This is a genomic window from Nocardiopsis sp. NPDC055879 (genome assembly GCF_053615935.1).
In genome coordinates this window covers 93247-114889 of record NZ_JBSHCT010000019.1, presented here as the reverse complement: position 1 = coordinate 114889, position 21643 = coordinate 93247, and the positions used below count along the sequence as shown (strand labels likewise).

Below are 21643 nucleotides of genomic sequence, written 5' to 3'. Positions count from 1 at the left end.
CCCGGGGTTGGGCCTGCACGTTGTCCGGTGGTGTTGAACGCCGTGGTGAGGCGGTCGGCGAGCTGTTCGGGAGCGGTGCCCATGGTCGGGGTGCCTTTCGTGGTCGTGGGTCATGAGGCGCAGCAGGAGAGCCTGGCGACGTCGTGGGTGAAGGTCTGGGCGGCCAGCTTCAACCCTTCGGCCATGGTCAGATAGGGGCTCCAGGTGTCGGCCATGTGCTCGACGGTCATTCCCGCTCGGACGGCGTAGACCGCGGCGGCGATCACGTCCCCGGCGCCTTCGGCGACCGCGGTCACTCCGACCACGCGGCCGGTGCCGCGTTCGGCGACGATCTTGACCAGACCCCGGGTGTCGCGGTTGACCAGGGCGCGGGGGACGTTCTCCAGGGGAAGGACGCGGCACTCGCAGTCCAGGCCCGCCTGCTCGGCCCGGGCGTCGGTCAGCCCGACACCGGCGATGGTCGGGCTGGTGAAGGTCACCCGAGGCAGGTACGTGTAGTCCGGTGTGCGCTCGGCTCCGTCCAGGGCGTTGTCGGCCGCCATCGCCCCGTGGGCTCCGGCGACGTAGACGAACTGCGGGTGCCCGGTCACGTCCCCGGCCGCCCAGATGCGGGAGTTGACGGTGCGCAGGTGTTCGTCGACCACGACCTCGCCGCGCTCGCCGATCTGGACTCCGACCTTGTCCAGGCCCAGACCGTGGGTGGCGGGGCGGCGCCCGGTGGCGATCAACACCTCCTCGGCGGCCAGTTCCCCGTCACCGACTGTGGCCACTACTTGGCCGTCCTCGCGGCGCAGGCGTGAGACCGTGACACCGGTGCGCACGGTGATGCCCTCATCGGCGAACACCTGGGCGATGGCCTCGCCTGCCTCGGGCTCCTCGCCTGGGGCGAGGCGGTCCATCATCTCCACCATGGTCACCTCGACGCCCAGGCGGGCGAAGAGCTGGGCCTGTTCCAGGCCGATGTAGTTGCCGCCCACCACCAGCAGCGACGAGGGCAGCCGGTCCTGCTCCATCGCCGTGGTGGAGGTCAGGTACCCGGCCCCGTCCAGGCCCTCGATCGGGGGTGCCCAGGGGGCCGAGCCGGTGGCGATCAGGTAGTGGGCGGCCTCGATGCGTTGGCTTCCGCCGTTGGCCAGCTCCACCTCCAGTACCGGGCCCTCGGTGAAGCGGGCGTGCCCGGCCACGATCTCCCAGCCGTACTCCTTGGCCAGGTCGACGTACTTGTCCGCGCGCATGCCCTCCACCAGCGCGCGCTTGCCGCCGATCAGCGCACCGAAGTCCACCTCTTCGGCACCGGCGCGGATGCCGGGGAACCGGTCCGCGGAGAGGGCGATGTGGCGCGCCTCGGCGGCGGCCAGCAGCGCCTTGGAGGGCACGCACCCGGTGTTGACGCAGGTTCCGCCGATGGTTGCGTGCTCGACCATCACCACCGAGCGGTCCTTGCGCCGCGCCGCGATCGCGGCGGCGAACGCCGCACCGCCCGAACCGATGACCGCCAGATCAAAAGCCATGACCGTTCCTCCTGCACTTCGGCTACTCGGCCGACCTGGTTTTATTCGCCTTGGCAAATGCATTTCGCCCATATAGTATCCGCTTAGGCAAATGCATCAAGGGAGTGGGAGGGACGTGTTCCTGTGAACGACACCGTGAGCGAAGACCAGGCTCGGCTCGGGCCGCAGGCGCTGTTCCCCGACTCGGGGGCCGGGGTGGAGGTGGTCGCGAAGTTCTTCCGTGCTCTGGGTGATCCCACGCGGCTGCGGCTGCTGGAGTTCCTGTCGCACGCCGAGCACACCGTCACCGAGTGCGTCGAGCATGTGGGCCTGTCCCAGGGACGCGTGTCGACGCATCTGTCATGTCTGGCTGACTGCGGGTACGTGGCCGCACGTCGTGAGGGTCGCCGTGCCTACTACCGGGTGATCGACCCGCGGGTGGCCGACCTGGTGGTGCTCGCCCGCGCCCTGGCCGCTGACAATCGGTCCGCCCTGGCGTGCTGTGAGCGCATCGACGCCCACACCCATTAGAGGGGCGGTGCCTTCTCCATGGCCCTGTTCAACGCCAAGACGCAGTTGTCCCAGGCTGGGGACCGGGCCGAGCGTACCGAGTGTCCCTTCGGGCCGACAGGCGTGCGATGCACCGGCACAGAGGCGGGGCCCGCGGGGATGGCCGCGGGCCCCGGCCGGTTCAGGACGCCTTACTCGGCCTCGCCGTGAGGGGAGCCCGGGGTGCCGGGTTCACCGGTGTCGTCGGCCGTGCCGGTGCTGCTGTTGGCCAGCCATTTGTCCCAGGGGCGCTGCCAGTAGCCCCATCCGTTGTCGACTTCGAGTTCGCGGTCGGTTCCGGTGACGATCAGCGGGTCTCCCATGGAGGAGTTCTCGTAGAACCACCTGGCGTCGGCGGTGGCCAGGTTGGGGCAGCCGTGGCTGAGGTTGGCCTCGCCGAGCTGGTCGTTCCACGGGGCGGCGTGGGTGAACTCGCCGCTGTCGGAGAAGCGGACGGCGTACTCGACTTCGAGCTTGTAGCCGTCGGGACCGTCGACCGGGACGCCCACGGTGGAGGAGTCCATGACCAGCTCCTCGTACTTCTCCATGATGAGGTGGACGCCGCTGGTGGTGGTGTACCTCTCGACGTCGGCCCGGCCGATGCTGGTGGGGAAGTCCTGGATCTGTTCGCCCTCGCGTTCGACGGTCATGCGCTTGGTGTCGCTGTCGATGGTGCTGATCTGGGATCGGCCGACGGTGAAGTCGAGCTGGTGGTTCTCGACGCCGTAGACGCCGTCGCTCGCCTGGACGCCGGCCAGGCGCAGGTTCACGGTGACGTTCTGGTTGGGCTGCCAGTACTCCTCGGGACGAAAGACCGCCGCCTGGTCGCCGAACCAGTTCCAGGCCCCCTGTACCGGTTCCTCGGAGAGCACCTCCATCGTTGCCTCCACGCGCGCCTTGTTCTGCACGGGCAGGTCGAAGTTGACGATGACGGGCATGCCCACGCCGACGGTCTGGCCGCTGGTGGGGAAGTTCGATTGCAGTCCCAGGCGCTGGCCCTCGGCGGCGGCGAGCGTGGAGAACGCGCTGGTGACCTCGGTCTTCTCGCCATCAGCGGTCTCGGCGGTGGCTGTCACGGTGACGTCGGCGCCGGGGACCAGCGTCCAGTCGCTGGTCCACTCGGTCTTGTCGTCGTTGAGGGAGCCGGTCATCTCGTTGGCGCCGGAATCCTCCTGCCCGGCCGTCCTGACCCGCACGTCAGCGAGGGTGCCTCCTTCGGCGTTGACGATGATCGGCAGGTCGGGGCGGACATCGGCCGCACCGTCCTCAGGAGAGATGCGGACAGCGAGTTGGCTGGCGGTGTCCTGCGGTTCCTCGCCACCTGAGGTGTCGGCTCGGGGGGCCGAGCACGCGGTCGCGCCCAGCACGCCAAGGGCGAGCAGGCCGAGCGCGAGGCGTCTGTTCGGAGTGGGAGGGGTGGTGCCCGTCATCGTGGATGCTCCGTCTGGGGTTTCGGGACCTCTGTTCCGGGAGAACAGGGGAGGCCCGGGAGGAAATCGGGGGAGTGGGGAAGGGTGATGACGCGGTGCCGTCCAAGTCGCGCGGCGGCCGAGGCGGCGGGCGTCGATGGTGCCCGGCGCGAAGCAGGAAGCCGTGCCCGCGGTCATGGTGCGGCGACTCCGCGCGGAGAACAGGCCGGGTGTTCGGGGAAACCGGGGTTAGACCCGCTGCACGCAGAGCGAGAAGAGCAGGCGCGTCCCGCTCCAGGGAACGGCGGCAGCGGTCGAGGGCTGCCACGGGAGCGCGCGTGGAAGGGGCGCTCGCAGCAGGACTGTGCCAGTGCCCAGGCCCAGCAGGACGGCTTTCGCGACCGGGGAGGTGCGCTGATCGGCGCTGGCGCTCGAATCCACCTGGCACAGATGGTGTTCTTCGGCGGTGCCGTCGGAGACGGGAGAGCCGACTCCCGCCGACGCCGATCCGGCAACGGCGGTGGTCCCGTTGGTCTCCGCCGCCGCAGCGGTGTCCATGGCGCCGGCGGCGCAGAGGAAGTGGGCGACGAACAGCAGCGGCAGCAGCACGGCCCATGTTCGGGGTCGCCAACGCAGCCTCGGGATCATCGCCAACACGGCACAAACCCTACCCAAAGAGTCCGGCGACGACGGCCGCGAGGACGCGCCGGTGTGCCACCGACGCGTCCTCTGTCCATGCCACCGAGCGTGGGTGCCTGTCAGTCCGCGGTGGTGTGTGCCACACCGCGGCCCGGCCGGTCAGTCCACCGGTGAGGCAGCGGGTTCACCAGGCGTGGATGCGGCCGTAATCCTGCCGGTCCGGCCGATCAGCCCCACGCTCAGCGCGCACACCGCTCCCAGCGCCGCCAGGGCGAGCCAGGGAGCCGTGGTGGAGACCGGCGGATCGAGTTCCAGTCCCGCTCCGACGAGGAGGTTGCCCAGCGTGATGCCGATTCCGGAGACGGTGTTGTAGAGGCCGTAGTGGGTGGCGACCAGCCGGTCTCCGGATAGCCGGACCACCGTGTCCATCTCGAAGGGATAGACGAGCGCCGTGCCGAGGCTGAGCAGGACGACGGTGAGCATCGCAGGCGCCACGATGAGCGCGGCGACGGCCAGGGGCGGCGCCGTTGAATCGCGTACGGCTCCGGTGACGGGCGGCATCGCGAGAATGGGCAGGAAGGCCAGGGCCATGACGGCAAGGCCGCGCGGGAGCGCCTGCGCGGCGTCCCAGCGGCGTTTGGCCCAGTCGGTGATGCGGACCTGTCCGATGATCGCGACCAGTGCCGAGACCCCGAACAGGGCCGCGACCGCCGCGCTTCCGGTGTCCGAACCCAGGCCCACCGCTGCGGCGGAGTCCTGGACCGCCAACGGGATCGCCAGGTACACCTGGAAGTTCAGCACGTAGGACCCGGCCATGGCGACGGTGAACACGACGAAGCCCCGGTTGGCCAGCACTGTGCGCCAGTCCTCCAACACACCGAGGACGCCTGCCCGCTGCTGGACGGACGGGGCGCGCCGGGCGGGTAGAGCCCGGGCCTGGAGCACGGTCAGGGCCAGGAACAACGCCGCGGCGACGCTCGCCACCACGGAGAAATCCACGGCGATGAGCGCCATGCCGATGAGCGGTCCGATGAGGATGCCGGTCTGGTAGAAGACGTTGAACAGGGCGAAGGCCTCGACGCGCCGATCGCCGGCGTCCTGGGCCAGATAGGCGCGCACAGCCGGGTTGAACAGCGCCCCGGCGAAGCCGGTCGCGGCCGAGGCGAGCAGCAGTACCGGGAGGGAGTCGGCGAAGCCGAGTGCCGCGAAGCCCACGGTGCGCAGGGCGCAGCCGGCCAGGATCGCTGGTTTGTAGCCGAGCCGGTCGGCGATGCTGCCGCCGACGAGGAACATGCCCTGCTGGGTGAGGTTGCGCATGCCCAGAACGAGCCCGACGGTCCACACGGCCATACCCACGCTGTCGGTGAGGTGGAAGGCGAGGTAGGGCATGAGCATGTAGAAGCCGGTGTTGATGGTCAGCTGGTTGACCATCAACAGCTTCACACTGCGGTCGAATCCCCGCAGGCGCCTCCAGGTCTCGATCATCGCCGTCCCTCCAACGCCATGGCCGCGTCGGCGCCGTGCCGACGCGGATCGGTGACCCGGGTGCAGCGGGTCCAGCGGGTCACGGCGCGTTCGCGCGGGTGGGCGATCTCGTCGGGATCGTCGAGAACCGGCCGTCCGAGCAGGCCGTGCGCGACGCAGTAGTCGTCGTTGAAGACGGTGTCGAAGTAGCGCTGGGGTCCGTCGGGGAAGACCGCGACGACGCGCTCGGTCGCCGGTCGGGTGCGCGAGAGCCAGCGGGCCACCGTGGCGACCGCGCCGACGCTCCATCCTCCGCTGGTGTAGTGGGAGGCCGTCAGGGCGCGGACGCCTTGCACGGCCTGGGCGGCGTCCACCCAGTGCACCTCGTTGAAGGCGGCGTAGTCGACGTTGCGGGGGTGGATGCTGCTGCCGAGGCCGCGCATCAGCCGCTCCCCGGCGGGCTGGCCGAAGATGGTGGAGCCGACCGTGTCGACGCCCACCACCGTGAGATCGGGGAGGAACCGGCGCAGAGCCCGTGAGACCCCGGCCGAATGGCCACCGGTCCCTACGCTGGTCACCAGGGTGTCGATCCGGCCCATCTGGGCGATGAGCTCGTGGGCGAGCGAGGTGTAGGCCCCGACGTTGTCGGGGTTGTTGTACTGGTCGGGGCAGTAGGCGCCGGGCTCGTCCGCGAGGAGTTCCCGTACGCGGTCCCGCCGGGCCTGCTGCCATCCGCCGCTGGGGTGCGGCTCGGTGACGGTGTGCACGGTCGCGCCGTAGGCGGTGAGCAGCCGTTGCATCAGCGGCTCCATCCCCGGATCGGTGACCAGCGCCACCGGGTGCCCGTAGGTGATCCCGGCCAGGGCGAGTCCCAGTCCGAGGGTTCCGCTGGTGGATTCCACGATCATCGCCTTCGGTGCGAGCTGTCCGCGTTGGCGGGCGCGATCGACCATGTACAGCGCGGGCCGGTCCTTGATACCGCCGGGGTTGTGGCCTTCGAGCTTGGCCCAGAAGCCCTGTCCAGTACCGCAGAACGGTTCTCCGATCCACAGCAGTGGCGTGTTGCCGACGACTCCGGCCAGTGTGTGCTGGGCCATCGCGGTAGGGGTGGCCAGCAGGCGGCCGGGACTGGTTTCGGGCATGGCCTCGCCCAGGGTGTTGGTCTGCACGGATCTCTCCCACCCGCTGCGTCACAGCGGGATACGTGAACCACCGGGACGCGCGCCTCGAAGGCGCCGCGGCCCGCCGTGTCCGCGCCTGGCAGGAGGCCGCGACGCGAAGACGGTGAAGGACGGATGAGGTCCTGTTCGGGCCGACGTGATCGGCCGGAACAGAAGAAGGTCCTTCTAGACCCGCCAGACACAGAGTGAGAGCAGGAGTCGGGCGGCGTTTCGCCGCCGAATCCGCCGCTCTCCGACCTGCCGTCGGAGATGGCCGCGCAGCGGAGGACACCACAGCACGGCGGTGGACGCCATACCCGTGTCGAACAGCAGCAGCCACAGCTTCGCGGTGGAACCACGCTGGTCGGCGGTGGAACCGGCAGTGCTGTCGTGGGCGTGGTGCTCTCCCACGAAATGCTTGTGAGGGGCGGCGGAGGTGGAAACGGCACCCCTGTCCAGCTGCTCGGCCGCCGCGTGGACCGCAGGGGAAACCGACGGTGCCTCCACCGTGTCAGCCGCATGCCCGGCCAAGCACAGCACGTGTGCGACGGCAACGAACGACAGCAGCAGAAGGGGCCACAGCCCCCGCCGCTCCACGATCGCCGCCTTTTCCACGCGCACACACGAAGACTACTTAAAGTAACCACATGATTGCGCCAGGGTTGCGATCGGAGTCCGAGTGAGTTGCGTCACTGGGCTGTGGTTTGGTGTGTTCATCTGTCCGTGGTGCGGTCGGTGCCGATGGCGGAACCGACCTACGAGTGCCGTCGAGGAAAGCCGTCCACGGCTCAACGGCGACGACGTTCGGTCCGCGGTCCGCATCGCTGAGCCGACCCACCGGTCCGCTTCTGCTCCTCCCCTTCTCTCTCCGGTGTTCGACCAGAGGGGGTGAGGGACAGGGGGCCACAGGGAGAACCTGCGGCTCGTCGTACTACTGGCGCTCGTGCCTGCTGCGGCCAACATGCTGGGCGGACTCGTCGCCGTGGCCCTGTGGGTTGACCGTCAGCGCCTCACGACGAACGGGGCGGGACGGCCACCGGCTTCCCGTGCCGCGGCCTCATGGTCGGCCAACCGCTGGAGATAGGCGTTGTAGGAGTTCAGTTCTGCGTCTCCGTCACGCTCGGCCTGGCGGTCCTTGCGCCGGGCGAGCCGGTCATCGGAACGCATCCACAGCACGGCGAGCACAAGCATCACCACGATGGTGGGGATGTCACCGAACACCCAGGTGAGGCCGCCCGCCCAGAGCTGGTCATCGATGACGTCCACATTCCACGACGGAGGCGGGGAAGCGAAGAAGCGCACGATGGGACCCGGGGCCATCATCATCGCGATCGCGAAGAAGGCGTGGAAGGGTAGCCCGGCCATCATGAGCATCATCCGCATCAGGTGGTTCTTCGTCCCGGGCCACGGGTCCACCATCAACACCGGCCCGAAGAAGATGATCCCGGTGACGAGGAAGTGCAGCAGCATGAAGTAGTGCCCCCACACGCTGCTCATGAGGGTGTCGAAGATCGGAGTGAAGTAGATGCCGTAGAGGCTGAAGACGAACAGCGACAGGGTGAACACCGGGTGCGCGCCCACCTTGGCGATCGGGCTGTGCAGCAGCCACACCAGTGCTCGCCGCGGCGCCGCCCGCTTCCCCTTGCCAGCGGGCAGCGTCCTGAGCATGAGGGTCACGGGTGCGCCCATCAGCAGGAAGACCGGCGCGAGCATGGTCAGGATCATGTGCTGGAACATGTGGACGCTGAACATCGCCATGCCGTAGCCCTCGATGCCGGTGGCCGTCACCCACAGCACCAGGGCCACCCCCACCAACCAGCTCACGGTACGGCCGATCGGCCAGGGGATGCCGCGCTGCCACAGGCGGACCAGGCCGACCGCGTACAGGCCGGCGAGCAGGGCGCACAGGATCGGGAAGATCGCATAGGGCTGTGGATGCCAGGCGAGCAGTCCCTCCAGGGTGGGCGGTTCCACGGGCACCCACATCGGACCGCTCATCCCGTGGTCCATGCTCATACTGTCGTTCACAGTTTCTCCAAGAGGTCAGCGAGGCTGGGACGTCGGAGCGCGCTTCGAAACGACTGGTGCACACCGCTGGCGCGTTCCGGCCCGCGCCGCGTACGTGCATGCCGATTCGTCTCGCGCGGTCCCGGCCCCGTTGGTCGGCACATGGCGATGGGTACGCGCCCATCGCATCGGCGGTATCGGGCGGCCGCTTCTACAGCAGCGTCGTCCAGTACGTCCAGAACGCCTGGGTGATGGCCGCGATGATCGCCAGGGCCCACAGGGTGAGCACCACGGTGTGGTTGCGGGCGAGCACGTCGATCGGCCGGTGCAGAGCGGTTGGCAGGGGGACGTGGCCGGAGCGCAGGTTGTGCAGGGTGACGTACCAGAAGAGCGGGATGGTCACCGCCCACACGACCATGCAGTAGGGGCACAGCGCGCTGATCCGATACAGGCTCTGGAAGATGAGCCAGTGCACGAAGCCCACCCCGAACAGAGTGCCCGCCTGGAGCCCGAGCCAGAACCAGCGGTCGAAGCGCGCTCCGGCGATCAGTGCCATACCGATGGTGGTCACGATGGCGAAGCCGGCGACGCCGATGATCGGGTTGGGTATCCCGAAGGCCGCGGCCTGGGGGGTGTCCATCACGGTGCCGCAGGAGAGCACGGGGTTGATGCTGCACGAGGGCACGTGGTCGGGGTCGTCCAGGACGCGGATCTTCTCGACCAGCAGTGCCATGGCCGCGACGAGTCCGATCGCGCCGCCGACAGCCAGAAGCCAGGGCAGAGCGCGGCTGATGACGGGAACCCCGGCGCCCGGGACGGTGACGTCGGTCTCCTGGAGCACGGGTGCGGCGCTCATGCTCCCAGCTCCATGTCGATCATCGACGACAGCGTCTCGTAGTTGGCCATCGACGCGGTCTGGCGGCCGTTGACGAAGATCGTCGGGGTGCCCTGGACGCCCAGTTGGACGCCGTCGGCGAAGTCGTCGCGCACACGCTCCAAGGTGGCGGGGGCCTCCATGGTGGCGGTGAACTCGTCCACCTCGAGGCCGAGCTCCTCGGCGAAGCCGACGAACACCTCGGCCTTGGATTCCTGGGACTCGCCCCACTCGGGCTGGGTCTCGTACATCCTGACGTACATCTCCTCCAACGCGCCCTGCTCGGCCGCGGCCTCCACAGCGGTGGCGGCGGCCTCGGAGTTGGTGTGGCCGGGCAGGGGGAAGTAGCGGATGACGAGGTTGATCCGCCCCTCGTAGTCGGCGCGCAGCTTCTCCATGACGGGGAACTGGGCGCGGCAGGCCTCGCACTCGAAGTCGAGGAACTCCACCACCGTCACCTCGGAGTTCTCGGCTCGGGACAGGTAGTGGCTGTTCTCGCGCACCAGCAGGTCCTCAGGCGCGAGGGCAGGAGACGGAGCGGCGGCGTTGGAGGCGCCCTCGGGAGCGGCTGGGCCTCGGTTGGCGCTGTAGGCGAAGATGCCGAGGGAGAGCACGGCACCGGTGAGCAGGACAAGGGTGATGGCGAGATTTCTGGTCATGTCACATCCAGACTTGAGCGGGTCGGCCGCGAAAGGTCCGTGTCCGCGCGCTTCACCGCCATGTCCGACAGGTCTTCGGTCGGCAGGCGGAGCACGACGGCGGTCGGGCCAGGGCACAGGGAAGAAGGCCGTACACGGGCGCGCGCGTCAGCGCCGAAGCCCGTGAAAGAGGATTCGGCCTATACCCGCTGGATACACAAGGAGAGGAGCAGCGGTGGCCCGCTGCGCGTGGTGATGAGGGGGCGGCGGGTGAGCCATGGGCCCGGGCGCGGTGGTGCCAGCCAGAGCGCGGCGACGACAACCATGCCGAAGATGAGAAGGATGAGCATCTCTGCCGCGGTGAGGCGCAGATCGACGCTGACGTCACCTTCGGTGGCGCAGACGGACCGACCGTCCTCATCCAGACCGTGCAGTGCCACACTGCTGGCCGTTGCGCCCGTCGTCTGGACAGCAGCGGGTGCCGAGCCGACCTCAGTCGTGGTGTCGGCCGTGGCGACGGCGGCGTGGCAGACCGAGCAGAGGAAATGGCCCAACACCAGCACCGAGAGCAGCAGGACCCGCATGGGGGTCCGCTGTCGTCGTGTACTGGTCACCTCGGCCACGAGTCGAACAATACCCAGGTCACCGCGTGACCGTGGTCAGACCCCGCTTTTCTCGTCAAGGGCAGCGCACTTGTTCGAAGATGCGGTACTCCCCGTCCTTCTCTGCCAGGGACGTGGCTATCGGGAACTGGGATGTTCGGATCCACCGGTACGTGACGGGCCCGGGTGGAACGTGCCTACAGTCCGAAGGCGCCTCCTTCGATGAGGATGACGATGCCCAGGACGATGAGGACCAGGGGCAGCAGGATGTGCCCCCAGCGGCTGAGTGCGCGGGCGATGGGGGCGCGGGTGGCCAGGAACTTGCCGACCGCGCACAGCACACCGACCAGGACGAGGAAGACCGCGGCGTAGATGGCCAGGCTGGCGTAGCCGACGGTGACGAAAACGGGGACGTAGACGCCGATGTTGTCGCCGCCGTTGGCGAAGGTGACGGTGGCGACGGTGAGCAGGGCCGGGCCGCCGTTGCTGTCGGGGGCGTCATCGTCGTCATCGCCGCGCCACAGTTTCCAGGCCGCGCGCAGGCCCAGTAGCAGCGGCAGTAGCCCGAAGTAGGCGCGCACCGCTTCGGGCAGGAAGCTCGCGCCGAAGGTGGCGGCCAGCGCGGCGGCCAAAATCGCGATGAAGCCCAGGTACTGCCCGGCCACGATTCGAGCGGTGGCCCCGCGGTGCCCGGCCCCTTGGGCGAAGAACAGCGCGAGCACCACGATGTCGTCGATGTTGGTGACGGCGAACAGGCCGACGGCCTGGGCGATGGTGGTCAGGCCCACGGGCCAGGGTCCTTGCCCGACGGTGCCGGTTCGGGCTGGCGGGCGGCGGTGAGCACGAGGAGCACCGCGCCGCCGACGATGAGGGCGTCGGCGAGGTTGAAGGTGGGCCACCAGCCGGTGTGCAGGTAGTCGGTGACCACGCCGTCCAGGCTGCGGTCGATGAGGTTGGCCAGCGCACCTCCCAGCACCCCGGTCAGGCCGATGCGGCCCACGAGCGGGGTGGTGGGAGCGGTGCGCCAGGTGTAGGCGGCCACGGCGGCGGTGATGAGCCCGGTGACGGCCACGATGGTCCAGGCTGGCAGGGTCGCGCCCAGGCTGAAGGCGACGCCGGGGTTGTAGGTCAGGCGCAACTCCAGCAGCCCCAACAGATGCGGTCCGGGCCCGCCGGTGAGCTGGTGCTCGGCCAGGGCCTTCAGGGCCAGGTCGGCGGTTGCGAGCGCGGCTGCGGCGGCCAGCACGCCCCAACGGGAGAGCGTGCTGACCGTGGCCGGTGTCGTCGGCGTCACGCCCCGGCCTCCACGCGCTCGCGCGGTGCGGCGGTGGCGGGACCACCGGGGGTCAGACCCAGCTTGCGGGTGCGTCCGGCGCGGATGCCGTTGCCGATGACCACGACCTCGGCGAGCTCGTGCACCAGCACCACCGCGGCCAGGCCCAGGACGCCGAACAGGGCCAGGGGCATCAGGCCGATGATGATGGCCAGTGACAGCCCCACGCTCTGCCACATGATGGCCCGGCAGCGGCGGGCGTGCGCCAGGACACGGGGCAGGTGGCGCAGGTCCTCGCCCATCAGGGCGACGTCGGCGGTCTCGATGGCCACGTCGGTGCCCATCGCGCCCATGGCGATGCCCAGGTCGGCGGTGGCCAGCGCCGGGGCGTCGTTGACGCCGTCGCCCACCATCGCCACGGGGCCGTGCGTGCGGAGCTGGCCGACGATGCGGGACTTGTCCTCGGGGCGCAGGTCGGCGTGCACGTCGGCGGGGTCGATGCCCGCCTGGGCGGCCAGGGCGGCGGCGGTGGCGTGGTTGTCGCCGGTGAGCATCACGACCCGGTAGCCCGCACCGCGCAGGGAGGAGACGACCTCGCCTGCTTCGGGGCGTAGCTCGTCGCGCACCGCGATGGCACCGATCACGAGGCCTGCGTCCTCGACCAGGACGGCGGTGGTCCCGGCGTGCTGCATCCGCTCCACGTCCTGGGCCAGGGGGCCTGGGTCGATCCAGCCCGGGCGGCCCAGCCGCACGGTTCGGCCGCCCAGGGTGCCGGTGAGCCCGGCGCCGGTGAGCGCCTCGACGTCCTCGATACGTTCTGGGGCGGGTGCGGCGGCCAAGATGGCGCGGGCGAGGGGGTGTTCGCTGCGCTCCTCCAACGCGGCGGCCACCGCCAGTACCTGCTCGGTGGTGTGGCCGGGGGCGGGGGCGGTTTCGATGACGGCGGGCCGGTTGCGGGTCAGGGTGCCGGTCTTGTCCAGGGCCACGGTGCGGATGCGGCCCATGGCTTCGAGGGCGGCTCCTCCCTTGACCAGGGTGCCGTGCTTGGAGGCGGCGCCGATCGCGGCCACGACGGTGACGGGCACGGAGATGGCCAGCGCGCACGGGGAGGCGGCCACCAGCACGACCAGGGCGCGTTCGATCCAGGTCAGCGGGTCGCCGAACAGGGCTCCCAGGGCGGCGATGAGTACGGCGGCGACCATCACCCCGGGCACCAGGGGCCTGGCGATCCTGTCCGCCAGGCGCTGTCCGGCGCCCTTGCGGGACTGCTCGGCCTCCACGACGGACACGATGCGGGCCAGGGAGTTGTCGGCGGCCGTGGTGGTCACCCTCACTTCCAGCACGCCGGTGCCGTTGATGGATCCGGCGAACACCTCGTCCCCCGGGGCTGCTTCGACGGGGACGGACTCGCCGGTGATGGCGGAGGTGTCCAGGCTGGTGTGCCCGGAGGCGAGGACGCCGTCAGTGGCCAGGCGCTCGCCCGGGCGCACCACCAGCGTGTCGCCCACGACCAGTTCGGCCGGGTCGACGGTGCGCTCAGCTCCGTCGCGCAGCACCCGGGCCTGGTCGGGGACCAGGTCCAGCAGGGCGCGCAGGCCGCGCCGGGTGCGGGCCACGGAGTACTCCTCCAGCCCTTCGGCGATGGTGTAGAGCACCGCCAGCATCGCGGCCTCGCCCACCTCGCCCAAAAGCACGGCACCGATAGCGGCGATGGTCATCAGCGTGCCCACGCCGATCCTGCCCTTGGTCAGACGGCGCACGGTGCCGGGCACGAACGTCCAGGCCGCGATGGCCAGGGCGGCGGTCTTGAGCACCAAGCCCACCAGGTCGGGGGCACCGACCCAGCCCGCGCCGTAACCGGCCAGCAGCAGCAGCGCGGCCACGGCGGCGAAGCGGATCTCACCGACCTGCCACAGCGTTTCCGGCTCGTGCTCTTCGGCCTCTTCTCCTGTGCGGGGCTCGTCGCCGCCGCATCCGCACGCGTCACTCACCGCGCACCTCCATCGTCGTCGTGGTCTGGCTGTCGGTTCCGTAGTTGGGGCACAGCGCGACCGCTTGACCGGTCGCGGCCAACAGGATCTCGGCTGAGGCCAACAGCTCCATCAACTCGGGGCGGGCCAGGGAATAGAACACCTGGCGTCCCTCGGGCCGCCCGTCCACCAGGCCGCAGTCGCGCAGGCACGCCACGTGCTTGGAGACCGTGGACTGGGCCAGCCCCAACTGGGCCACCAGGTCGGCCACCCGCGCCTCACCCTGGGCCAGGCGGCGCACGATGGCCAGCCGGGTGCCGTCGGAGAGGCTGTGGAAGAGGGCCTCGGCGGCGCCCACGCCCGCGGTTGTGGCGAGGCATCCATCCGTGCTATTCATCGTCATAAGACGATCATATCCCAAAATGGCGATGATGGAAGGTGTGGGCATGCTCATGAACCGCGTGGAGTCGGCGCTGATCGACTCACCGCCCCGGCGCCTGCTCCAGCACTACGAGGCGTACCTGCTGGTCAAACTGGGCGGGCGCACCCCCGGCGCCCACGTCGCCGAGCTGGGATGCGGCCCCGGATACGGCACCAAACTCATCCTGGACACCTTCGGCGCCGCCTCCGTGGACGCCGTCGATCTGGACCCGAGAATGCTGGTCAGGGCCCGGCAGCGGTTGGAACGCCACGGCGAGCGCGTCTACCTCGCCCGCGGCTCGGCCACCGACCTGGCCGCCGCCTTCGCCCCCATCGACGGCGGGAAGGACGCCTCCTACGACGCTGTGTTCGACTTCGCGATCATCCACCACGTCCCCCACTGGCGCGACGCCCTGGCCGAGGTCGCCCGCGTCCTCACACCTGGCGGCCGGTTCTTCTTCGACGAGGTCACCGCCACCGCCCTGGCCCGACCCTCCTACAAGACCCTGTTCGACCACCCCACCGCCGACCGGTTCAACGCGGGTGAGTTCCTCGCCGAACTGCCCCGCCACGGGTTGCACATCGGCACGGCCTGGCGCACCCGCATCGGCGGCGACTACCTCCTGGGAGTCGCCACCCGGATCTGAGCACTGTCCGCCCCACCTGAACGGAGACCCCCGTGGTCGTGACCGCACTCGCTCTCTACCTGCTCGGCCTGGCCCTGGCCTTCGGCGTGCGCACCTTGGCCGCGTGGCGGCGCACCGGGGACACCGGGTTCCGCCGCCCGGACACCACCGCCTTCACCGCCCCCTGGTGGGGGAGCGCGCTCTTCGTCGGCGCACTCGCCCTGGGCCTGGCCGCGCCCGTGGCCGCCCTGTTCGACCTGGCCACGGCGAGCCCGCCCCGGAGTGTGGGAGCCATTGGTTTGGCCCTGATGCTGCTCGGCCTGGTCCTGGTGCTCGTCGCCCAGAGCGCGATGGGTACCTCCTGGCGCATCGGCGTGGACGAGGACGAGCGCACGGAGCTGGTCACCAGCGGCGTCTTCGCGCTCGTGCGCAACCCGGTCTTCACCGGCATGGGGGTACTGCTCCTCGGGCAGATGCTCGTGGTTCCCTCGGTGCTGTCCGCGGTGGCTCTGCTGGTTTTCGCCGCCGCTGTCCAGGTGCAGGTCCGCGCCATCGAGGAGCCCTACCTTGTGCGCACACACGGCACCGCCTACCGCTCCTACGCCGCCCGCACCGGGCGCTTCGTCCCCGTACTCGGACGCCTGGTATCCGCCCCTGGCCGCCCGTAGGAGGCTGGTCCGGATACTGGACGCCGTTTGATCGACGGTCGGCAGGGGCGCGGATCGGGGTTGACCTTCAAGTCGACTCGAAGGTCTACCTTGGGCGCATGGTGTTGATGCGTGTCTCTGAGCTGGCCGAACGCTCCGGCGTTCCGGCCTCGACCCTGCGCTACTACGGGGAGCGCGGCCTGCTCCCGGCTCAGCGCTCCCCGGCCGGGTACCGCCTCTACGACCAACGGGCGCTGGAGCGGTTGGCGTTCGTCACAGCCGCGAAACAGCTCGGTCTGGACCTGGACGAGATCGGTGAGCTCACCGCGATCTGGGCCGACCACCACTGCGCCCAGGTCAAGGCCAGCCTGAAACCACGTATCACCGACCGGCTCGCCGAGGCCGATCGGAAGAGCGCGGAGCTGGAGGCGTTCCGGAACCTGCTCAGTAACGCGCTGCGGAGTCTGGAGCAGTTGCCCGACCGTGAGACCCCCTGCGACCCCAGCTGCTCCTTCCTCACCATGAACCCGTCCGCGCCGGTAGAGCCCGCCCCACGGAAACACCCGGCGCTCGCGGCGGTCACCGAGGCACCGTCGTGTTCGCTGGACGGAGCCGACTACCAGCAAAGGATCGACCGCTGCCGTCTGATGCTTCAGGACGCGCGCCAGACCTTCGGTCCCCAGGGGTGTACCTGGAGCCTTCCTTTGGACCAGGCGGGTCCCTTGGCCGAGTTGGCCGCGGCCGAGCGCCAGTGCTGTTCTTTCCTGCGCCTGCGCCTGGACTTCACCGCACAACGGGTGCGCCTGCACGTGAGCGCGGACCCCCGTCGCCTTCCCGAACCCGGCAGCCGCGCCGAACAGGCCGCCTGCCTGCTCGGCGCCTTCAACGACGCTCCCGTCGGCGTCGCGAAGGAGCAGTAGATGTCACTCGCCGAACGGCTCCAGGGCCTGCTGGTCGCCGCCTCCGCTCTGGCCGGACTGGGCCTGGGGCTGGTGCTGCCAGTCGGAGAGGTGGCAGGCCATCTGGTGCTGCCCGCCCTGCTGGTGATGCTCACCGCCGTGTTCGTGCAGATGAACGCCGCCCACGTCGGCGAGGTGCGCCGGGCCAAGACCCTGGTCGCCACCAGCTTGGCCTTGAACTTCGTGTTCACCCCGGCCCTGGCCTGGGCACTGGGCGCCGGGCTGCTCGGCGGCGAGCCGGACCTGCGCATCGGCCTGTTGCTGCTGCTAGTGACCCCCTGCACCGACTGGTACCTGGTCTTCACCGCGATGGCGCGCGGGCACACCGGCATCGCCGCCGCCCTGCTGCCGGTCAACCTAGTCCTGCAACTGGTGCTGCTGCCGGTGTACGTGTTGCTCCTGGGCGGGCAGGCCGCCATGGTCGACGCCGCCACGCTGGCCGAATCGGTCCTGCTGGTGCTCGTCTTGCCCCTGGCCCTGGCCCTGGCGCTGGTGGTGCGCTGGGCCTCGGCCCACTTCAAGGGCGCCGCCTGGCGCCAGCGGTACGTGATGGGTCCGGCCGGGCACGTGGTGCTGCCGTTGCTGTACGTGGCGGTGCTGGCGATGTTCGCCTGGCAGGCCCGTACCGTTCTCGCCCACGGCGCCGCGCTGCTCTCGCTGCTGGCGCCGCTGGCCGTCTTCTTCGTCCTGCTGCCCTTGATCGCGACTGGACTGTCCCGCCTGCTGCGCCTGCCCGCGGAACAGAGGGTCATGTCTGACCTTTCCCGGGCTGGTCGACGGCCTGCCGATCACGGCCAGGCTCACCGAGCCCACCGCGCCGAGCCCACCGCGCCGAGCGCGGCCAGGGCGAGCCAAGGCGCGATGGCGGCGATCGGCGCGTCGAGTCCCAGGACGGCCCCGATCGCGAGGTTGCCCAGCGTGATGGCGATGCCCGAGACGGTGTTGTACAAGCCGTAGTGGGTCGCGACCAGCCGGTCCCCGGACAGCCGGACCACGGTGTCCATCCCGAAGGGGTAGACGAGTGCGCCGCCGAGCCCGAGGAGGGCCGCGGTGAGAAGGGCGGGCGCCACCACGAGGGTCGCTGTGAGCGGGGGCGCTCCCGCATCGTGATGTAGTCCGAGGTCGCCGAGGCCACGGGCACGTTCAGAGTCTGGACGGTGGCACCGGCGGCACCCACACGCAGCACCCGTGTGTCAGCGCCTTCCTGGACGGCGTCGCTGGAACACCCGGCCAGCGTCGCGGCGACAATGCCCGCGGCGGCGCCCGAGTACACATCATTCTGGCGTTGCGCGGCGGCGAGTCGTCCGTCAGCGAGCTGGCCGAACGACTCGGCAGGCCTGGGCACGCGATCTCCCAACACCTGGCCAAACTCCGCATCGGACGCGTGGTGGCCTGCCGTCGCGAGGGCAACGGGATGTACTACAGCCTGGCCAACGAGCATGCCCGCAAGCTGGTCGCTGACGCGGTCTTCCAGGCCGAGCACGCCCTGGAGGTCGAACCCGCCCACCACAGCGCCCGAGCCGCCGCACGACAGGCCGCCGACCAGCCCGGGAAAGGTCAGACATGACCCCCACCGCAGCCGCTCCCGCCTCTACGACCGGCCCTCGGAGGCGGGTCCAACCCCCCTCGTTGTTCGCCACCGGCCTCCGGTTGGCCGAGGCGCGCTGGGCCGCGGCAGCTCTGGTCCTGTTCCTGGTCGGCTGGGTCACCCAACTCCTGGGCGCGTCCGACTGGATCTGGTGGGGCCTGTACCTGACCTGCTATCTCACCGGGGGATGGGAACCCACCCTGTCCGGGCTGCGTGCCCTCAAGAAGCGCACCCTGGACGTGGACCTGCTGATGATCGTGGCCGCCATCGCCGCCGCCTCCATCGGCCAGGTCTTCGACGGCGCCCTGCTCATCGTCATCTTCGCCACCTCCGGCGCCCTGGAGGCCGTGGTCACCCAGCGGACCGCCGACTCGGTCAGCGCTCTGCTGACCCTGGCGCCCGAACGCGCCGTCCGTCTGGGCGCGACCCCGCAGGGTGAGCGTGAGGAGACCGTCGACACCTCCGAGCTCCGTGTCGGCGACATCGTCCTGGTCCGCCCAGGCGAACGCGTGGGCGCCGACGGCACGGTCATTGAGGGACTCAGCGAGGTCGACCAACAGGCCATCACCGGGGAGTCGGTCCCCGTCCCACGCGGGCAGGGAGACGAGGTGCTCTCGGGCACGATGAACGGCACCGGGGCTCTGCGTGTGCGCGTGGACCGCCCCGCCGGTGCATCGGTGATCGCGCGCATCGTGACCCTGGTCGAGGAAGCCTCGGCTACCAAGGCCAGGACCCAGCTGTTCATCGAGAAGATCGAACAGCGGTACTCGGCTCTCGTGGTGGTCGCCACCCTGCTCGTCCTGGGCATCCCCGTGCTGCTCATGGGCCACGGCTTTGAGGAGGCGCTGCTGCGCGCGATCGTGTTCATGATCGTGGCATCACCGTGCGCGGTGGTCCTGTCCACGATGCCTCCGCTGCTGGCCTCGATCGCGAACGCCGGACGCCACGGCGTACTGGTCAAGTCCGTCACCGTCATGGAGCAGATAGGTCGCGCTGACGTCGTGGTCTTCGACAAGACCGGCACCCTCACCCGTGGTGAGCCCCAGGTCACCGAGGTCGTGCCCGAACCCGGCCACAGCGCCGAGGAGGTCCTGGCGCTGGCCGCGGCCGTGGAACGCTACAGCGAACACCCTCTCGCCCGCGCTATCTGCGCCCGCGCCGACGAACGGGGTGGGGCATCCACGTCCCGGGTGGAGGATTTCACGTCCCTGCCCGGGATCGGGGTGAGCGCCTCCGTGGATGGAGCCCAGGTGCGAGTCGAGCGGCCCACCACCCAGTCCGAGGGCCCGGCGAGTACGCAGGTCCTCGTCTCCGTGGACAGGCGAGCGCGAGGGAGGATCGCCCTGGCCGACGCCCTGCGCTCGGAGGCCGCCCAGACGGTGAAGGAGGTGGCAGCGCTGACCGTGCAGCCGGTACATCTCCTTACGGGGGATAATCCCGCCACCGCGTCTCTCGTGGGTCGGGCCACCGGCATCGATCATGTGCACGCGGCCCTGCTCCCCCAGGACAAGTCCGCGTTGGTCAAGGAGAAGGAGGACGCGGGCACTCGGGTGCTGCTGGTGGGTGACGGGGTCAACGACGCGCCCGCGATGGCCGCGGCCAGCACCGGTGTGGCGATGGGACGGCGGGGATCGGATCTGGCGTTGGACACTGCTGACGCGATCGTGGTGCGCGACGACCTGTCGACCCTGCCTCAGTTGATCGTGCTGTCCCGGCGGGCACGCAGCTTCGTGATCGCCAACCTGTGCATCGCGGGCACGTTCATCGTGGTGCTGGTGACCTGGGATCTGGTGGCGACGCTTCCGCTGCCGCTGGCCGCGGCCGGACACGAGGGGTCGACCGTCCTCGTCGCGCTCAACGGAATCCGTCTGCTGCGCGAACGGGCTTGGAGCCGCTGGGCGGTGTATGTCTCCTGAGCGTTGAACGGGAGGGCGAGCTGCTCTCTCGTTACACGGACGGCGGGGATCGGGGAACATCGTCCCGGGTGTCCATCTGACGTGCGTTTTCTCGCTCTCAGGCTTGCTGTCACCACTTTTCGCACGCTTGCTCTTTATACACCCGGGGGTATATGTGAAGGAAGCACCCCACGGCTGCGGGGGTCTCGAGTCACAAGTAGGGGAGTAGCTCATGGCCGCCGTGTGGAATCGCAAGGTGCTGGTACGCGTCACCGGGGCCGCCGCGCTCAGGGTGGCTCAGGAGGTCGTTGTCGCCGATCAGAGGTGTGCCGCGGCGCAGGGTACGAACTCAGAGGGTGGTGCGACCCCCGCGGCTTTGGGCGCTCTTGCCTGCCTGGCCGGATGCCTGACCCGGCTGGCTGAACAGGGGCAGCCCAACCTTGATGGGTCGCCCCCGCCCTGAGTTGTCACCGTCCGACGTATTCCGTGGGGTCGGCGTCCCACAGGACGCCACACGAGTCACAGCACAGGTAGTACAGCGTGCCCTCGTACTCCCGCACGAGATCGTTCTCCTCGGCTTCGGACTTGACGACCATCGTGCCGCGCATGACCGGGCACTCGGCGACTTCGGTTGATTCGAGGTGTTCGGCGTCCGGCTCGTGCCCGTGGCCGTGTCCGTGACACTGCTTCTCCTGCGCGTCCATGGGGTCTCCCTCGTTCGATTGGCGTCTGGGCGGTGCGACGCCGGTCCATGGCTTCACTGGCCGCCGCGTCGCGCCCTTTTCCGAATATACCCCTAGGGGGTATTTGCAAAAGCCTATGCCGTGTGGGGGAGGAAGACAAGGGCAGGGGGAGAGGGGTTGTCGGTTTCCGGTCTGGTCATGGTTCCTTGACAGTTTCGGTAGCCTGTCACTCGTGCCCACAGCATCGCCGACGTCAATGACGCCGCTCTGGATCAGAGCGGTCCTCACCGTGCTGTTGGCCCTGGGCGTCGTGGCCGTCTCCCTGTGCCACCCCCACGCGGCTTCGGCCGATGGCGGCGTCGCGTCCCCGGTCGGATCCAGCCACGCGGCTGAGCATGTGATGGGTTCCTCCGACACCGCGCACAGCCACGAGGACGATGCGTGCGATGACAGCGCGGACGTGCTGTCGGACCAGCGCGTGGGATCGCTGTCGGCGTCTGCGCTGCTGGGCTTCGGCGTCTTCGCGTTCGTCGGCCCGCTCCTTCCCTCGCCGCGCCCGGTCGCCGGTCAACGCGCGCCCTGGTACCACCGCGCCCTTCCGCTCGGCGGCACCAGGGCACTCGTGTCCCTGTGCGTGCGCCGGGTGTAGACCGGTCGACCCAACACCCCCGTCGGAACGCGCGTCCGCGCGTTCGCCTGTCATCCGCGCGATATCCCCGGTTCCCCGAACGGGTCCGGACCAACCGTTCT

The 21643-nt window shown here is 69.8% G+C and carries 23 protein-coding genes; 8 read left to right on the top strand and 15 right to left on the bottom strand.

Going from position 1 to position 21643, the window contains the following annotated elements:
- Positions 1-110 precede the first annotated feature (110 nt).
- Entirely contained in the window at positions 111-1511 is a 1401-nt protein-coding gene (gene merA, locus ACWGKS_RS22350; protein WP_452523889.1) for a mercury(II) reductase, read from the bottom strand.
- Positions 1512-1634: 123 nt separating this feature from the next.
- On the opposite strand from merA, the gene ACWGKS_RS22345 reads away from it, so the two are divergent.
- Positions 1635-2021, top strand: coding sequence for an ArsR/SmtB family transcription factor (locus tag ACWGKS_RS22345; protein ID WP_452523887.1), 387 nt, complete (start codon positions 1635-1637; stop codon positions 2019-2021).
- 170 nt (positions 2022-2191) lie between these two features.
- Here ACWGKS_RS22345 and ACWGKS_RS22340 read toward each other — a convergent pair whose 3' ends face one another.
- The 13 genes from ACWGKS_RS22340 to ACWGKS_RS22280 all read right to left on the bottom strand — a co-directional run bounded on the left by ACWGKS_RS22340 (position 2192) and on the right by ACWGKS_RS22280 (position 14478).
- Positions 2192-3469 (bottom strand): Ig-like domain-containing protein, encoded by a 1278-nt coding sequence (locus ACWGKS_RS22340; RefSeq protein WP_452523886.1) that lies wholly within the window; start codon positions 3467-3469, stop codon positions 2192-2194.
- A 228-nt stretch (positions 3470-3697) separates the two neighbouring features.
- Positions 3698-4105 carry a hypothetical protein gene (locus ACWGKS_RS22335; RefSeq protein ID WP_452523884.1) on the bottom strand — a complete coding sequence of 136 codons (408 nt, stop codon included), beginning with the start codon at positions 4103-4105 and terminating at the stop codon, positions 3698-3700.
- Between the two features lie 141 nt (positions 4106-4246).
- Positions 4247-5572, bottom strand: coding sequence for an MFS transporter (locus tag ACWGKS_RS22330; RefSeq protein ID WP_452523883.1), 1326 nt, complete (start codon positions 5570-5572; stop codon positions 4247-4249).
- Entirely contained in the window at positions 5569-6720 is a 1152-nt protein-coding gene (locus ACWGKS_RS22325; RefSeq protein ID WP_452523881.1) for a PLP-dependent cysteine synthase family protein, read from the bottom strand. The genes ACWGKS_RS22330 and ACWGKS_RS22325 overlap by 4 nt, the downstream gene beginning before the upstream one ends.
- A gap of 177 nt (positions 6721-6897) precedes the next feature.
- A complete protein-coding gene (locus ACWGKS_RS22320; RefSeq protein WP_452523879.1) occupies positions 6898-7332 on the bottom strand; it encodes a hypothetical protein in 435 nt (144 codons plus the stop codon).
- Positions 7333-7713: 381 nt separating this feature from the next.
- Positions 7714-8739 carry a cytochrome c oxidase assembly protein gene (locus tag ACWGKS_RS22315; RefSeq protein ID WP_452523877.1) on the bottom strand — a complete coding sequence of 342 codons (1026 nt, stop codon included), beginning with the start codon at positions 8737-8739 and terminating at the stop codon, positions 7714-7716.
- A 190-nt stretch (positions 8740-8929) separates the two neighbouring features.
- Positions 8930-9574 carry a vitamin K epoxide reductase family protein gene (locus tag ACWGKS_RS22310; protein ID WP_452523875.1) on the bottom strand — a complete coding sequence of 215 codons (645 nt, stop codon included), beginning with the start codon at positions 9572-9574 and terminating at the stop codon, positions 8930-8932.
- Complete coding sequence (locus ACWGKS_RS22305; protein WP_452523873.1) at positions 9571-10251, bottom strand: DsbA family protein; 681 nt, start codon at positions 10249-10251, stop codon at positions 9571-9573. Before ACWGKS_RS22305 ends, ACWGKS_RS22310 begins: the two co-directional genes overlap by 4 nt.
- A 179-nt stretch (positions 10252-10430) precedes the next feature.
- Positions 10431-10844 (bottom strand): hypothetical protein, encoded by a 414-nt coding sequence (locus tag ACWGKS_RS22300; protein WP_452523872.1) that lies wholly within the window; start codon positions 10842-10844, stop codon positions 10431-10433.
- 185 nt (positions 10845-11029) lie between these two features.
- Complete coding sequence (locus ACWGKS_RS22295) at positions 11030-11620, bottom strand: cadmium resistance transporter (RefSeq protein ID WP_452523870.1); 591 nt, start codon at positions 11618-11620, stop codon at positions 11030-11032.
- Entirely contained in the window at positions 11611-12126 is a 516-nt protein-coding gene (locus ACWGKS_RS22290) for a signal peptidase II (protein WP_452523868.1), read from the bottom strand. The genes ACWGKS_RS22295 and ACWGKS_RS22290 overlap by 10 nt, the downstream gene beginning before the upstream one ends.
- On the bottom strand, positions 12123-14096 hold the full coding sequence (locus tag ACWGKS_RS22285) for a heavy metal translocating P-type ATPase (protein WP_452523866.1): 1974 nt from the start codon (positions 14094-14096) through the stop codon (positions 12123-12125). The genes ACWGKS_RS22290 and ACWGKS_RS22285 overlap by 4 nt, the downstream gene beginning before the upstream one ends.
- A complete protein-coding gene (locus ACWGKS_RS22280; protein ID WP_452523865.1) occupies positions 14089-14478 on the bottom strand; it encodes an ArsR/SmtB family transcription factor in 390 nt (129 codons plus the stop codon). The genes ACWGKS_RS22285 and ACWGKS_RS22280 overlap by 8 nt, the downstream gene beginning before the upstream one ends.
- 19 nt (positions 14479-14497) lie before the next feature.
- Between ACWGKS_RS22280 and ACWGKS_RS22275 the strand changes: the two genes are divergently transcribed.
- The 6 genes from ACWGKS_RS22275 to ACWGKS_RS22250 all read left to right on the top strand — a co-directional run bounded on the left by ACWGKS_RS22275 (position 14498) and on the right by ACWGKS_RS22250 (position 20231).
- Positions 14498-15142, top strand: a complete 645-nt coding sequence (locus ACWGKS_RS22275; protein WP_452523863.1) for a class I SAM-dependent methyltransferase — start codon at positions 14498-14500, stop codon at positions 15140-15142.
- Between the two features lie 32 nt (positions 15143-15174).
- Positions 15175-15789, top strand: a complete 615-nt coding sequence (locus ACWGKS_RS22270) for a methyltransferase family protein (RefSeq protein WP_452523861.1) — start codon at positions 15175-15177, stop codon at positions 15787-15789.
- 98 nt (positions 15790-15887) lie between these two features.
- Complete coding sequence (locus ACWGKS_RS22265) at positions 15888-16688, top strand: MerR family transcriptional regulator (protein ID WP_452523859.1); 801 nt, start codon at positions 15888-15890, stop codon at positions 16686-16688.
- Positions 16689-17684: an arsenic resistance protein gene (locus ACWGKS_RS22260; RefSeq protein ID WP_452523857.1), complete on the top strand. Its 996-nt coding sequence runs from the start codon at positions 16689-16691 to the stop codon at positions 17682-17684.
- Between the two features lie 193 nt (positions 17685-17877).
- On the top strand, positions 17878-18294 hold the full coding sequence (locus tag ACWGKS_RS22255; RefSeq protein ID WP_452523963.1) for an ArsR/SmtB family transcription factor: 417 nt from the start codon (positions 17878-17880) through the stop codon (positions 18292-18294).
- A complete protein-coding gene (locus ACWGKS_RS22250; RefSeq protein WP_452523855.1) occupies positions 18291-20231 on the top strand; it encodes a heavy metal translocating P-type ATPase in 1941 nt (646 codons plus the stop codon). The genes ACWGKS_RS22255 and ACWGKS_RS22250 overlap by 4 nt, the downstream gene beginning before the upstream one ends.
- A 446-nt stretch (positions 20232-20677) precedes the next feature.
- Here the strand turns inward: ACWGKS_RS22250 and ACWGKS_RS22245 are convergent, their stop codons facing one another.
- Positions 20678-20914 carry a hypothetical protein gene (locus tag ACWGKS_RS22245; RefSeq protein ID WP_452523853.1) on the bottom strand — a complete coding sequence of 79 codons (237 nt, stop codon included), beginning with the start codon at positions 20912-20914 and terminating at the stop codon, positions 20678-20680.
- Between the two features lie 211 nt (positions 20915-21125).
- On the opposite strand from ACWGKS_RS22245, the gene ACWGKS_RS22240 reads away from it, so the two are divergent.
- Positions 21126-21542, top strand: a complete 417-nt coding sequence (locus tag ACWGKS_RS22240) for a hypothetical protein (RefSeq protein ID WP_452523851.1) — start codon at positions 21126-21128, stop codon at positions 21540-21542.
- Positions 21543-21643 lie beyond the last annotated feature (101 nt).